Source organism: Maribacter sp. R77961 (assembly GCF_044594925.1).
Lineage (GTDB): Bacteria > Bacteroidota > Bacteroidia > Flavobacteriales > Flavobacteriaceae > Maribacter.
In genome coordinates this window covers 2193903-2208367 of the sequence record NZ_CP138991.1, presented here as the reverse complement: position 1 = coordinate 2208367, position 14465 = coordinate 2193903, and the positions used below count along the sequence as shown (strand labels likewise).

The 14465-nt window shown below is 37.5% G+C and carries 11 protein-coding genes; 6 read left to right on the top strand and 5 right to left on the bottom strand.

What is annotated here, in order from left to right:
• The first annotated feature begins 393 nt into the window (after positions 1-393).
• The 5 genes from SJY09_RS09760 (at position 394) to SJY09_RS09740 (ending at position 6376) form a co-directional block, all read left to right on the top strand.
• Positions 394-1026, top strand: coding sequence for a hypothetical protein (locus SJY09_RS09760; RefSeq protein WP_396635533.1), 633 nt, complete (start codon positions 394-396; stop codon positions 1024-1026).
• Between the two features lie 48 nt (positions 1027-1074).
• On the top strand, positions 1075-1950 hold the full coding sequence (locus tag SJY09_RS09755; protein WP_396635532.1) for a hypothetical protein: 876 nt from the start codon (positions 1075-1077) through the stop codon (positions 1948-1950).
• Between the two features lie 27 nt (positions 1951-1977).
• Positions 1978-4548, top strand: a complete 2571-nt coding sequence (locus tag SJY09_RS09750; RefSeq protein ID WP_396635531.1) for a DUF1963 domain-containing protein — start codon at positions 1978-1980, stop codon at positions 4546-4548.
• 24 nt (positions 4549-4572) lie between these two features.
• On the top strand, positions 4573-5082 hold the full coding sequence (locus tag SJY09_RS09745) for a hypothetical protein (protein ID WP_396635530.1): 510 nt from the start codon (positions 4573-4575) through the stop codon (positions 5080-5082).
• Between the two features lie 151 nt (positions 5083-5233).
• Positions 5234-6376, top strand: coding sequence for a sterol desaturase family protein (locus tag SJY09_RS09740; RefSeq protein ID WP_396635529.1), 1143 nt, complete (start codon positions 5234-5236; stop codon positions 6374-6376).
• Positions 6377-6487: 111 nt separating this feature from the next.
• Here SJY09_RS09740 and SJY09_RS09735 read toward each other — a convergent pair whose 3' ends face one another.
• Positions 6488-7216, bottom strand: a complete 729-nt coding sequence (locus tag SJY09_RS09735; protein ID WP_396635528.1) for a methyltransferase domain-containing protein — start codon at positions 7214-7216, stop codon at positions 6488-6490.
• On the bottom strand, positions 7206-7832 hold the full coding sequence (locus SJY09_RS09730) for a TMEM175 family protein (protein WP_396635527.1): 627 nt from the start codon (positions 7830-7832) through the stop codon (positions 7206-7208). Before SJY09_RS09730 ends, SJY09_RS09735 begins: the two co-directional genes overlap by 11 nt.
• A gap of 129 nt (positions 7833-7961) precedes the next feature.
• Here SJY09_RS09730 and SJY09_RS09725 point away from each other — a divergent pair, with 129 nt between their 5' ends.
• On the top strand, positions 7962-10529 hold the full coding sequence (locus SJY09_RS09725; RefSeq protein ID WP_396635526.1) for a toxin-antitoxin system YwqK family antitoxin: 2568 nt from the start codon (positions 7962-7964) through the stop codon (positions 10527-10529).
• Positions 10530-10607: 78 nt separating this feature from the next.
• Here the strand turns inward: SJY09_RS09725 and SJY09_RS09720 are convergent, their stop codons facing one another.
• The 3 genes from SJY09_RS09720 to purE all read right to left on the bottom strand — a co-directional run bounded on the left by SJY09_RS09720 (position 10608) and on the right by purE (position 14464).
• On the bottom strand, positions 10608-11657 hold the full coding sequence (locus tag SJY09_RS09720) for a cadherin domain-containing protein (protein ID WP_396635525.1): 1050 nt from the start codon (positions 11655-11657) through the stop codon (positions 10608-10610).
• Positions 11658-11871: 214 nt separating this feature from the next.
• A complete protein-coding gene (locus SJY09_RS09715; RefSeq protein WP_396635524.1) occupies positions 11872-13890 on the bottom strand; it encodes a M3 family metallopeptidase in 2019 nt (672 codons plus the stop codon).
• 85 nt (positions 13891-13975) lie between these two features.
• A complete protein-coding gene (purE, locus tag SJY09_RS09710) occupies positions 13976-14464 on the bottom strand; it encodes a 5-(carboxyamino)imidazole ribonucleotide mutase (RefSeq protein WP_396635523.1) in 489 nt (162 codons plus the stop codon).
• Between the last annotated feature and the right edge of the window lies 1 nt (position 14465).

Sequence of the window (14465 nt, the reverse complement as noted above, 5' to 3'; positions counted from 1 at the left end):
TCTTCTTCTCGATACGCTTCCATAGCCTTTTTCAATTCGTGTATTATTCCTTAGTTTTTAATAAGGTGTACAACGCATAAGTAGTAGCATATATAATTTTCTAAACACAACAGCGCTATACTTTTTTCAAAATTGAAGAACACTGAAATATTAAAGGACTCATTCCGTTAACAAAAGAAGCCCCACTTAACGGAGTGATACCTCTTTTTGTGGTAAATACGTTTTAGTGGAGGAAGAGTTTGATAATTTTCCTCTTCTAAATTTTTCATAATCCCAGAATTCAGGGATGTATAAAACCTTTGCTACTAATAATTTGCACACCAGTTACAAGAACGATAGGCATTTATCTCTAGAATTAGCATAATAACAACTTTTAGACCAAATATAAACCCCATGAAGAAAGTCGGAATCGTTATCATAGTCTTAATAGCGCAACTCGCAGGTGCGCAATCCAATTTTAAACCCATTGAAAAAGAAACCTTGGACCAATGGATTAACCAGGCAAGGGAAACCAACGAAATTGCCACGCAGCACTTGCCCAAATTTAGAGAAGAGCATGAAGATGCTCTTCAAGAGCCGGACGATGCTAACAGGATTTTTGATTATGGCCGTATTTTGACTATTTTAATACAACCAGCTTTGGCAACGGCTACCGAGAACCCAATGAGTAAAAGTGCCAACAAAATAGCTGAAGAAGCAGAACGCGCTTACTTAGGTGCTATTGCAAAATATAAAAAGCATGGTAGGGCAAACATTATGTTAGGATTGCTTTACAACCAACAGGGAAAGTACATGTTTTCGGAACCCTATCTTGAAGTAGGAATGGAATTGGAAGAAGGCGGTGAGGATTGGATGGTAGCTGCAAACCAATATTTATTGGCGGGTGCCTATACCTATAGTACCAAAGAGGATAAGTACCAAGAAGTCTACATAAAATTTAGAAAGTATGCCAAAACAGACGGCATAAAAGACGGTTCTTATTATTTGAAAATGGCCGTTCTGTACGTGTCTTATTACGAAAATTAGGGGTTATTTAAACTGATGAATTAATCAACAACAATACAAAGAATTAATATGAAACATTATGTGTTAGGTATCGCAATCTTAGCTTTTTTGATTTTTGCGACCGCTTGTAAATTTGACAAATCCGTTAGTAAAAATTTTAATACTAGTATTAGTACGGAAGGAGACGGACTTTCTGCAGATGAAGTCTACCTCTCCACAGATTCTGAGCGGTTAGATGACAATGTTTTCATTTACGGCCAAAAGATTTATACCAATTTCGAAAATATGGATGGTTTTACCGTAGAGAACGGTACCTATTATGCAAAAATGGGGGTAGAAGTTACTTCGGACAGTGGCGAGGTAGTGATGCAAAGCGATAACCTGTTGGATAGTTCTAAAGGTCTTGATGTTTCCTTAAAAACACTTTATGGAGAATTGATTCTTGCCCAGCCTATGCATTCTGGAAAAAAATATACAGCTTCTTATAATATATCGGACGAAAGAGGTGAGGGGACTTTTAAGTCTACAATGGATTTTGAGATACTACCTAATCCGGATATTACGGTGAAGGAATCAGGTCTAAAGGCACAGGAAGTATATATCTTCAATACCGATTCTAAGACCGTTATAACAAATTCCGAAACTGAATTTGGTGATAATTTACAATTTCAGTTTGAGGGTTTACAGGGATATACAGTGGTAAATGGCTTTGTAGCATTAGGGCTATCCATTAAAGTTGAAGATGCAAAAGGAAAGCAAATACTGTATAATAAAAATGCTTTTGAAAATACATTAATTACGGAAGCGCAAATAGCACAGGGAGTTGGCGGTACACTGGTTTTTTCAAAAGGAAAGCTAAGTAACCCCGTCATTTGGGAAGTTGAAATATGGGATATGAATAGCGATGCCAGTTTAAAAGGAACTACCCATTTAAACGTGAATTAAGGTAGGCTTTGATAAAGCTAAAAATTAATGAAAACCATTAGTACCCCAATATTTGAACTGCAGCTCCCTGATTCCTTTCAGATTATCACTGAAAGTAGCATAGGATTTAGAGCGGAAGACCATACCGTTGCTTGTAAAGTGCAGCATCCGCATTTAGAAGCGAGGCTCTTTCCTTTGTCCGACCTTAAATCGGACAGTTATAAAGGTGATACTTTGGAAAAGAAATGGGAAGATTGGTGTATATCGCTACACTATGCATCTGAACTTATAAGTTTTGAAGAGATTCGTTTTAAAGATTATAAAACTTTTATACTTCAGGCCCATACCGATGCCGTTTGGAATAAATTACACTTTAAATTACAGTACTTTCATGCCGCAGTATTCTTGGACGATGACTATTTTTTAGAATTTAAGGTCATTCATGAAAAAATTCCTTCCAATGAACTAAATTCTTGGGTAGTGCCTGTTTTCCAATCTTTGGAAATTATTGGAGATACTTCACTTCGCCGCCGAACTTGGCAACGGCAAGTTTTAGATATGGAGAAGGAGGAGCTCAAATTTGAAGCAGCTTTAGAAAGAGATTCAGAAAATCATGAGGCGCTAAAGAAAAAGGAATTTTGCGATGTTCAAATTCCTAATGACGGTCAAGAACGATTTGGTGTCGGAGATTATGAATTTGACTTTTTGATGGAAGAATGTGACATCCAAATACCTGAATTTTCAAAGGAACTGTTAGTCACTTTAAGAGCAAAAACCAAGCAAGTCACAAAAGGAATCAAAGGAAAGTTCTTAAGCGATTACCCGGGAGACGGCTTGGTCACTTTAACTATTCCTGCAAAAGGAATTCATGTTAACGGACAGCCAAAGGGGATGCTCTATTTTGAGAATGGAAAAACCAATGCTCCATTATTTTTGAATGCCCATAGCGAAGGTTTCGAATATGGGTTGGCTTTCTGTGGTTCAGTTACTTTTGATTCCGGCTGGGTACTTTTAAAAGGTGAAATGACCAAGAGCTACGATAGTAAAGTGTTTCCCGTACGGATTGCTAAAAGGTTTGACATGTCTAGCCTTCAATGGTCTCATTATCGTTATACTTCAATGGAAGAAGTAAAAACTGCGAAACCTGAGGAGGTACGTTTTTTGTATCTCCATAATCCTAATTTTATTAAGCTTCCCGATAGTATATTTTGCTTTAATAATCTTGAAGATTTAACGATTTTAAGTCGTTCCAATTCTTGGCCTCAAGAAAAAATTCCTTTCAAAACAGTACAGCCAGAAATAGAAACCCTTAAAAAGCTAAAGAGCCTTCATATTAGTGGAGCGTCAATAGATAAACTTCCTGAGGAGATTGGTAATTTGATGCAATTAGAGCAATTGAATGCTAGCAACTGCGAATTAGAAGCAATACCTCAAGGTATATTTGAACTTTCTAAATTGAAATATTTATGGATTGCTTCCAATAAATTGAAAAGTATTCCTGAAAAAATCAATTTGCCTGAATTGACCCATATCCATTTAGATAAAAACCAATTAAAAACCTTGCCTGAGTCTTTGGCGGAGCAACCGAAGTTGAAAAAAATTAAACTTGAAGATAATCCATTAGAAAGCCTACCTGAACTATTTAATCAAGTTGCCGCCATCGACCTGCCCATGGAAGATAAATTGCGATTGCTCAGTTACGACTACAACGGAGCTGATGGAAAAGGATTACGTGCTTGGAACGATAACGTGTTTTGGTCAAAAAATGATGCGGAACTGGTTCCTGAAATAAAAATGGTCATAAAAGAGAATAAATTAATACCATATGGTGCAGCCCTACTTTCAATGGTTAAAAGAGCTATTGGCTTTTCACATATAGAAGAAGAGGATTATACACAAGTAGGAAACCATCGTTTCGGGGGTATGCCAGATTTACCCATAAATATACCCTACCCAAGATTTGGTGAAAATTGGCGAGAAGAAAAGTCAGATTATATCTATGAATTTATAGGACAGATTAACTGTATGGAGATTGCCCATTTGCAGGACTATTTACCCAGAATAGGCACCTTGTTTTTCTTTTTAGAGACTATGCATAATATCTATGGTGGCACTAACAATCCGGGAAAAATCATTTATGTGGACGATAATGCTACTTTGGTCTCTGGTAAGCGTTTTAAGTTTACCGAAGAAGATTATTCAGAAATGTTTGGAGCATGTTATCAAGGTTTTAAAGTAAGTGCTAAAAAAGTAAATAGCGCACCTTCATTTTATGCAAGTTATGTTAATCAACATCTTTTTAATAAGGAAAGTGAAGTCCTATTGGAAGATGATAAATTATTGGATGAACTCTACGATACCTTTGAAAGTCCCCTAAATGATAAAATACAATTTGAATATGGAGTAAATGCCCATGGTTTTACGCAACATGAAGCGCCTGAATTACAAGCATCGCTTGCGAAAAAAGGAAATCCGGAAGATTGGATGACACTATTAAAGGTAACTTCAGCGGGAGATATGCAATGGAGTGATGCTGGTGATATTTTCTATGTAATCCATAAAAGTGATTTGGCCAGGCTAGATTTTAGTAACGTATTTGTGACGCTAGAAAGTAGTTAGCCAAAGAGTTAAAAACGAGATAAAATGAGAAAAGTTATCATAGGATGTGCAATTGCCGGAATTTTAGGTATTGGTCTCTTTATACTATACGTCTACATGGTATTGACGCCAAAAACCAAAGATGTTTCAGATGTAGCTCCGTTCGCTGAACTGATGAATAGGCCTGTGAAGACCGTAAAAAGGACAATAATTTTTGAGCACCCAATTACGGCGCCAAATGAAAACTATCCTTACGTGCTTGAAGACGGAACTATTTTTGGACTACAAGCAAACTTAAAAAAGATAGTGGATTTGCCCGTAGGTACTACTGTCACCTTTGACCTTGCAAACTTTATAACCGGAGGCGTTAGTGGAACTACTGCTGCCTATTTGTACGGTACGGTATTCAGTGAGGAAAAACAACAAACCTATCCCTTTGTGTATTACTGGGGAGATTATCGATCTTTATATGAGGACAGGCCGTATTGGTTTTTTGGAGAAACCTTTTGGTTAGAGCAACCTCTTGAGGAAAAATTCTTTATCGAGGTTCCCTAATTTGAATTGCGAATTAATGGATATTTCAATAATTGAAACGATACCGCGTAACAATAGAAGATAACCTTAAGTGTGCTACGATATAAAGACAATTTTTATCAATTCAGAAGCGTTTGTAATCGTACCATAATAATTCATAATAAATAAAGTAATGACAAGTAAAAGAAAACGCATGCGCGTCGGAGAAGGTAGAATTAGTGGTGCAATTTCCATTTTTTTGGGCTTGTCATCACTAGCGAGCATGTTGTGTTTTAAGTTTCCAGAAGAATTGACTACGCCAGAATTTAGAGAGGTCTACACAGCGGAAATGGCAGAAAACATAATGCTGGGCGGTATTATTGCCACCTTCCTTTTTGCTCTAGTGAGTTTGCTGCTATCCAAAAATAAGAAGTACGCTGTTGTTGGGGTGGTCTTAGGTGCCTTGGCAGTACTCTTGGGTGGTATGACCGTTGAAGGTAGGGCCGTGGAGAAGATGAACTGGAGTCTCGGTCTCGATTGGTTAATTCTTGATTTACTTGTAATGGTGTTGATTTTTGTGCCTATTGAATTGGTTTTTCCGAAAAACAAACTGCAATCTAAATTCCATCCCGAGTGGCGAACCGATTTAGTGTATTTTGGCATCAGTCATTTGGCGATTCAATTATTTGGGGTGTTGACAAAAAAACCTGCGGTTGCTTTTTTTGGTTGGATGAACCTTGAGGGCGTTCATCAGTGGGTAAACGACCTGCCTTTTATCGTAGAACTTTTAATGGCCTTGGTGGTAACCGATTTGTTCCAGTATGTAGCGCATCGCATTTTTCATTCGCACTACTTTCTATGGCGTTTCCATTCCATTCACCATTCCACCGAAAATATGGATTGGCTTGCAGGTTCTCGCACCCATTTTATCGATATTTTCTTTACCCGTAGTATGTCTTATCTGCCTTTGTACGTTTTAGGTTTTTCGACCTTGACGTTTAATGTCTATATCGTTTTTATCGCCATACATGCCGTATTCATACATGCAAATACTAGAATCAATTTTGGATTCTTAAAATACATTATCACCACACCGCAATACCACCATTGGCACCATTGCCAAGAGCCTGAGCATTACGGCAATAACTTTGCCGTTGTTTTTCCGTTTATAGACAAACTTTTTGGAACGTATTACTTGCCCGGTAATGAATGGCCAAAAGGTACCGGTCTTGTAGATGCCTCTTTCCCAAAAGGATTTCTTCGGCAGTTTGCTTACCCTTTTGTCAAAAATCCTTTTAAAAACGATTTGTTGCCCGAAGAACGTAGCGAGAGATAAAATACGGAGATAACTGCACTTTATAAAATTAAATAGCTCCGGTCGTTGTGAGTAATAATAGTGGTGTTTTTATCACAGTGGTGGTTCCTTAGGTTTTAGTCTGTGAAGTACTTAGCGTTTCACTATTTTATAACTAGTACTAAAGGTTCTTGCAAGAAGTTCAATATTTTTCCCCTTATAGCTGTTTTCAAGTTCATTGACTAGTTTTTTGAACGGATGACTATCATCAAATTTTAACTGCAGTAGCTTTAAGACTGCCTGTTCAGAACAGATTAAATGCGCTAACTCCTGCGCCGTAACTTTTAAAAGGACTTCATCGGAAACTTTTGAAATGAACTGTAAACCTTCCATGTTGAAACCGTTAAAATCAATAAAATGGTCGTAATCTGTAATATGCGAATGTAGCTTTAGCTGTAATTTCTGGTAAATCGGCGCAAGGAGAATCTCAAAATCGTATAGAAATACCGGTGCACCTCTACGCCCGACCTTCACTATGTCATTGAGTAAGGTCTGCGACTTTCCGTACCACCAAGAACCAGCCAAAGTAATTACATCATAGGAATCTTTTTTATGATGTAGTTGTAAACCATTGAAATATTCATAGGTAATACCTTGTTCTGGTGCTGTTTTTGCTAACATAGCCTTGCTCGGGTCAACGCCTACAGTTTCTTTACAAAATTGTTTTAACGCCACGGTAGATTTTCCGGTGCCACAACCAATATCCAAACCATAATCAAATTTCTTTTCTGATAAATAGTTTTTTAGAATAATAGCGTGCAGTGGAGGTCTGTATGACTGGTAATGATAGGCGATAAGCGCGTTATAATCCTCACTGTTCATCTATAGCGATTTTTTTCTTAAAGTACCGGTCGCCAAAAATCTGAATTACAAATATGAGAACGAAAATGATTCGAGCTAAAGTAGGAAATACTATAGCAAGGGCCGCTGCAAGTGCCCAAACAAAAACTGCTGTTAAAGACCTAAACTGCAACCAATTGCCAATGCTTTTCGTCATTCCATTATTCCCTAATTCTTTTTTTGCAATGGCCCGTATTAAAATAAAGTTGAACAAACCTAAAAGCACTAGATTCATACAATAGAAGATAAAGGGAGCAGTACCAAAGAAGTCACCCACATAGAGAGCTGTCGAAAAGGGAAGGAAAACAACGAATAGTAATAAGATAATATTCAACCATATTAATTTCTCGGTCAATACCGTAATATACCTGTAGATTCTTAGGTGACTTACCCAATAAAGGGCAATGACCATAAAACTGACCAAGAATCCTATGAAGCTAGGTATTCTATTTGCTAGAACAGCTGAAAAATCATTTTCGTAGAGCACTTCAACACTAGGGACTTCAATTTCTAATATTAAAAGGGTCATTGCTATAGAGAAAACAGCATCGCAAAAAGAGGCTACGCGACCTTTATCAAATAAAAAAGAATGTGGCATTTATGGTTCTTTAGTTTCTAAATTACAAGATACTAAACTAAAATACCTGAATCTAGGGATATAGTTTAAAAAAAGGGGCGTTACTTTTGTTTCAAATAGAATGAATTACCATTTAGCAAAACTGTAATTATGAAGATTATGAATTTATCCTTTAAGCTATTTATCATATTGTCTTTCGTTGGTATTTTCTTAGGAGGAGGTGAGATTATTGCGCAAAACGATACTATATACTATGATTCCAAATGGAAAACTACAGTCAAGGATAGTGCAGTTTTTTTTCGACCACCCATAAAGAAGGAAGGAAATCTCTACAGAACCGAAGATTTTTATCGCTCTGGTAAACTTCAGATGAGCGGAACTTCTTCAAAAGCCGATAAAGATTTTTGGGAAGGTAAAGTAACTTGGTACAATGAAGATGGAAGTATCCTGCAGCAGGGTACTTATGCCAATAATCGATTGAATGGAGAATACATTTCCACCCTGAACGGTAAAAAGTTAAGAGCGCAATTTAAGAATGGGAGAATAGTTTCTGGAAAGACCAATAGCAATTTTGGCAACAATAGAAGATATTACACGGAGATAATTGGCGATACTACCATAAATATTATTTACGAAACAGATATAAAAGGGGTCCGTTACGAGCGTTACAGTGTGGGTAAAACATATGACGTGCTTATCAAATATTTTGATGTTAAAGGAGAATTTATTGGGGCTCGTAAGCTTTTGCCCAACAATGATATTGAAGGCTTGGAAGTGTCTTACTATAAAATACCTATGCGCCCTATGCAGATTTCATATTATACCAACGGGAAAGCTATTGGTACAACCTTTTACTATTGTAAAGACCAAGTGCGAGAGGAATTTAATTCGGAGATTGGGCTTTCTAAAACCTTCTACAACCCTCAAGGAGAAGTAATTGGGCAAATGAGCTATACCTATGAAAATAATTACTTAAAGCCTGTGGATGGTAAGGAGTATCAATTTTATACCAGTTATAAGGAGTACAAGGCAGAACTTATAAAGAGTATCAGGGAATACAGTGCTGGAAAAATGACAAAAGAGGAAAAGTTTTATGAAAACCAGAAACTAATGAGTAGCACCAGTTATACCGATGGTGCCAAAGACCTTCAAATTAGTTATGACGAAGAAGGCAAAGAAATTGCCAGAATGGTTTACAATAATTGGACTCCTATAAACGGCACGGAAATAATCGGAGATAGAAAAATTACTTATAAAGACGGGAAGTTGGTAGTTGAGGTAAACGACTATTTTAATACGGACATCGTGTTCAGTGAAAAGACACTTACTAAAGAAACTTACTACGCCAAAGATGGGACAGTTTTGGGAGTATTAAACTTAAAGGATGACAATGGGTATCCAAAGGCAATGAACGGTGATCGTTTCACTATTGATTACGAAGGGGATATTAGCGCTATTGAGCATTATGAAAATGGTTTTGTAATCCAACGGACTAGTTATAGAAAACGTCAAATAGGTGATGAACAAAATGCAACCTTCAAAAGAGTAGAGCTTTATGAACCAAGTGGTTATAAGAGAACTAAGGAAATTAAATTTTATAGTAATGGAAAGAAACAGAGCGAAATAGGATTTGAGGGGTATGATAAGACGACGGGTATTTTTTATGATATGGAAGAAAAGGTCTTAGGGGAGTACAACTTTAAGACCAAAGAAGGAACGGTCTATGAATTTTTTGGTGATTCCGATCAAGTAAAATCCATGGAAACACGCAAAGATGGTGAGCAAATACGACTACTGCGTTACGACTATGGTAAAAATGCACCATATGGTCAAATTATTCCAGTACTGGTGGAGGATATTGATGCCAGTTGTTGTGCATCTTTTTATGACCGTGAAGCTAACTTATTAGGTAAAGTTACTTTTAAAGGCGGTAAGCCTTGGAAAGGTACTTATTATGATGTAAAACAAAGGCTTAGTTATACAATTGAGGATGGTAAACGAAATGGGGCTTATAAAAAATACGATTACGACCAAAGTATTTTGGAAGAAGGAAATTTTACGAATGATAAAGAGAATGGTCTTTTCACGTATAATGATTATGATGGTGAACTAGTTAAAACTGAAATTTATGATAATGGGCAGCTAAACGGAAAAGCACGCTACTATGACAAAGAAGGGGAGCTGGTAAGTGAAATGACGTACAAGGAGGGCATACCATTTGAAGGAACAAGGGTTGTGACCAAATTTAATACTAGAAAACCCGTAACTGAAACCTATAGTGGAGGTATGCTCGTAAAACGTATAAGTTATGACGATAATGGAAAAAGAATTTCTAGTTATGTGGATGGAAAGGAAACTGAAACCACAGCCTTTTATAATGATACGGACAAAAAAAGACTTACCTATACCGTAAAGGGTACTTATCTGGACGGTACAGTTGTGAGTTATGATTTAGAAGGAAAGGAACGATACAGTGCTGTATTTGAGAAGGGAAAGCTAAAAGATGGTACGGTTATGCTTACCGGTGGAAATGTTAGGGGTAATCCTGAATACATGGTCCTGACAAGAGAACCGGATACATTAACCGTGAAGTTGTTGGGAAAGAGCGATAAAGTACTTTTTACCGCTAAAGAAAATCTAGCTTTTGGTACTGCAACGGTATTTATGCAAAACCTAAATATTTATATCGATTATATTGGACCTAACCGTTTGTACTAAAGTATCTAGTCATTTGATATTAAAATGAGAGCGGCCGATTATTTCTTATAATCGGCCGCTTTTTGCGTATTAGGAATATTAGTTACCTAATAGGATGAAATTTGATAGATAATCCTCTATTTGTCCCTCATTTAAACCAGCTGGCATGTCTTCGTGATATAAGTAGCGTAGTACTTCTACTTCGGATGGTAGGATGTTGTGATTAGGCGATACTGTAGAGCACATAAAACTTCCTACAGGTTCACTAGAATCACAACGGTTGGAGTGCCCTAGGCCAAGTCCGTGTCCCAATTCGTGCTTAAAGAGTATTTCTGAATCTATAGAGAGCCAAATACGGGCATCATTAATGACGTTATTCGAAAAAGAGGTGGAAGCGTACCCTTGGTTATTGCTTCCGTTTGCAATATTGTAAATGTCCGGCCACAAGGTTTCAATTTCGGATACATCGCCTAAATATAACGTAGCATTCGCCTCGGATTGATTCGTGGTTAACGAAATATTGAAATCGCCAATCGTGAAATATTCATTGATTTCTTCCAGTGCCGCAGTTACCATTGCTCTATATTCTGGAGTTATGGCACCATCTAAATACAAGCTAATAGATTCTCCCCATTTAAGGTTGTTTGTACGAGGTGAACTTGCACCCTTTCTTAGGGTTAGGAAAGAATAGTAGCTTACTAAATCTTTTTGAGTTTGGTTTAGAGCTTCGTATTCATCAATATCCGTTATAGTAAGTGCAGTGTTTAAATCTACGATGGTACTTCCGTCAAAAACAGAAACAGTGAAAGGAATTTCATTGTTCGTCTCAAAGTCTAATTGCAAATTTTCCCCTACAGATAACTCTCCAGTATTTTCATTAATAATTAAATCGTAATTAGATTCGATAGTATAGGTCAGCAAATCTTGGTCCGCATCGGTTGCCGTTACCGTACCGATAGGAGTACCCGCTAAACTATGTTCTGGAATTTGAAAAGTGCTCATATTAAAATTCGGAGCGTTGTTCTGACCATCATTCGCTGTTTCATCGTTGGTCGTCTCATTGTCTAAAATTTCATCAGTTAATAGCTCTGTATCCGTGCTACAGGAGGAAATGAATAGTATTACTAGAATATAAACTAGTTTTCTCATCTTAAAGTAGGTTTTGAAGTATACTAAGAACTAACGCTTGAATTCCGAAACCAATATATGTGTAACAGTAAAATTTAGTGTAGTTCTTCGAAATACCTAAGAATCCATCTTGTGTGACTTAATCGAAGATGAAGTAAAGTACCTAACATCGGCTGCTAGCCCCAATATTTCTAATGATATGCAAGCGGTATCTTTTTAATAGTCAATTCGCTATTTATAATAGTCCTGCTCTTTCCAGTAGTGCTTCTACCTTCGGTTCTGCTCCTCTAAAACGTTTGTAGAGTACCATAGGATTTTCCGTGCCACCTTTAGAGAGTACATGTTCCTTGAATTTGGTCGCTACTTCTTTATTGAAGATACCTTCTTCCTTAAAGTAAGCAAAGGCATCGGCATCCAGCACTTCTGCCCATTTATAACTATAATACCCAGATGCGTAACCACCCTGAAAAATATGTGCGAAAGCCGTACTCATACAAGTTTCGGGTGTTTCTGGATACAGATTGGTAGCTGCAAATGCTTGGTCTTCATAAGCCTTTACATTCTTAATGTCTGAAGGGTCCGTACCATGCCAAGCCATATCTAAAAGTCCAAAACTTAGTTGTTTCAAGGTCTGCATTCCTTCTTGGAAGGTGGCGGAATCTTTTATTTTTTGAACGAGTTCCATTGGTATTACTTCACCTGTTTCATAGTGCTTGGCAAATAAGGCCAAGGCTTCTTTTTCATAACACCAGTTCTCCAATACTTGGCTGGGAAGCTCTACAAAATCCCAATAGACCGAGGTTCCTGAAAGACTTGGGTACGTTGTGTTTGCCAGCATACCATGTAAACCATGGCCAAATTCATGAAATAGGGTGGTAACTTCGTTAAAGGTTAGTAAGGACGGTTTTGTAGGTGTGGACGGTGTAAAATTGCATACGTTAGAAATATGTGGACGCACATTTTCGCCGTCTCTCTTCCATTGCGATTTGAAGGACGTCATCCAAGCACCTCCGCGCTTTCCTGCTCTAGGATGAAAATCCGCATAAAATATGGAAATGAAATTCTTCTCTAAATCAAAAACACGATATGTTTTTACCTCTTCATGGTAGGTATCTATATCCGAAACTTCTTCAAATTGTAATCCAAAAAGTTTTTCCGCTACCTGAAAGACACCGTCAATAACGTTTTCTAATTTGAAATAGGGTTTCAACTGTTCGTCATCCAAACTGAACAATTTTTGTTTTAGCTTTTCGGAATAGTAACTGCCATCCCATTTTTCCAAACGGTCGATTCCGTCTTCTTTCTTGGCGAAACCTTCTAATTGTTTAAACTCTCTTATGGCAGCTGGTTTTGCTTTTTCTAATAGCTCATTTAAGAAGGTATGTACTTTTTCAGGTGTTTCCGCCATCCGTTCTTCTAAAACAAAATGGGCATGGGTGGTGTAACCCAAAAGGTTTGCACGTTCATGTCTTAAATTGGCAATTTTTAAAACGTTTTCTTGATTGTCCAGCTCATCACCTTTAAAAGACTTGCTTCCAAAAGCTAAGGAGAGTTCTTTGCGCAACTTCCTGTTCTTGGCATATTTCATAAAGGGAATGTAGCTAGGGTAGTCTAGCGTTAACATCCAACCATCTTCTTTGCCTTTTGACTTGGCCAACTGCGCGGCAGCTTCCTTTGCACCTTCCGGTAAACCATTTAAATCTGCCTCGTTGGTAATATGTTTTTGGTACTTATTGGTTTCAGCTAAAATATTTTCTCCGAACTTCAATTTTAATTTTGAAGACTCAGCGTCGATTTCCCGTAGTCGCTTCTTTTTATCTTCAGAAAGATTTGCTCCATTTCTACTAAAGCTTTTGTATCTTTTTTCTAGTAGTGTTTGCTGTTCTACAGAAAGTTGAAGTTGGCTTTTATTTTCATAAACAGTCTTTATTCGTTTGAACAAGGATTCGTTTAAGGTAATATCATTTCCGAATTCTGCTAACAAAGGGGAGACCTCCTGTGCTATTTTTTGAATTTCTTCATTGGTCTCGGCAGAATTCAAATTAAAAAAAACACTTGAAATTCTGTCTAATTGTTGCCCTGAAAACTCTAGGGCTTCTATAGTGTTTTCAAAAGTTGGTGCTACCGTATTTGAGGTTATCGCATTTATCTCGGCTCTGGCATCTGCCATAGCTTTAAGAAAGGCAGGTTTGAAATACTCGTTTTTAATTTCTGAAAATGGTGCGGTATCGAATGGGGAAAGAAGTGGATTCATTTGCTAGTATTGAGATTTTAGATTTGAGTATTGAAAATTAATTTTGCCAACTGCCAACTGCCAACTGCCAACTGCCAACTGCATACTACTTACCGTTTACTGATTTAGCCCCATCAATCACTTTCTGCTTTAGACCTTCTTTGTAAAGAACAATCTTATCAAGAACACATTTATCTGAGGAACCTATGATTTGAGCAGCAAGAATACCGGCGTTTTTGGCTCCGTTTAAGGCGACTGTTGCAACTGGAACACCTCCTGGCATTTGCAGTATAGAAAGAACTGAGTCCCATCCATCAATAGAATTACTACTTTTTACGGGAACCCCGATTACGGGCAATGGGGACATGGATGCAACCATGCCTGGAAGATGTGCCGCACCGCCTGCGCCGGCAATAATTACAGAATACCCGTTCGTATGGGCATTTTTACTAAAATCGAACAACTTTTCGGGAGTACGATGCGCAGAAACGATATCTACATCTACTTCAATATCAAAACCTTTTAGGATATCTAAGGCTTCTTGCATTACGGGTAGGTCACTGGTACTTCCCATGACCACGGCTACTTTGCTCATA

Coding starts and splice junctions, on each gene's coding strand:
- SJY09_RS09760 (WP_396635533.1), top strand. CDS start 394: ATGAAGAAAGTCGGAATCGTTATCATAGTCTTAATAGCGCAACTCGCA.
- SJY09_RS09755 (WP_396635532.1), top strand. CDS start 1,075: ATGAAACATTATGTGTTAGGTATCGCAATCTTAGCTTTTTTGATTTTT.
- SJY09_RS09750 (WP_396635531.1), top strand. CDS start 1,978: ATGAAAACCATTAGTACCCCAATATTTGAACTGCAGCTCCCTGATTCC.
- SJY09_RS09745 (WP_396635530.1), top strand. CDS start 4,573: ATGAGAAAAGTTATCATAGGATGTGCAATTGCCGGAATTTTAGGTATT.
- SJY09_RS09740 (WP_396635529.1), top strand. CDS start 5,234: ATGACAAGTAAAAGAAAACGCATGCGCGTCGGAGAAGGTAGAATTAGT.
- SJY09_RS09735 (WP_396635528.1), bottom strand. CDS start 7,216: ATGAACAGTGAGGATTATAACGCGCTTATCGCCTATCATTACCAGTCA.
- SJY09_RS09730 (WP_396635527.1), bottom strand. CDS start 7,832: ATGCCACATTCTTTTTTATTTGATAAAGGTCGCGTAGCCTCTTTTTGC.
- SJY09_RS09725 (WP_396635526.1), top strand. CDS start 7,962: ATGAAGATTATGAATTTATCCTTTAAGCTATTTATCATATTGTCTTTC.
- SJY09_RS09720 (WP_396635525.1), bottom strand. CDS start 11,657: ATGAGAAAACTAGTTTATATTCTAGTAATACTATTCATTTCCTCCTGT.
- SJY09_RS09715 (WP_396635524.1), bottom strand. CDS start 13,890: ATGAATCCACTTCTTTCCCCATTCGATACCGCACCATTTTCAGAAATT.
- purE (WP_396635523.1), bottom strand. CDS start 14,464: ATGAGCAAAGTAGCCGTGGTCATGGGAAGTACCAGTGACCTACCCGTA.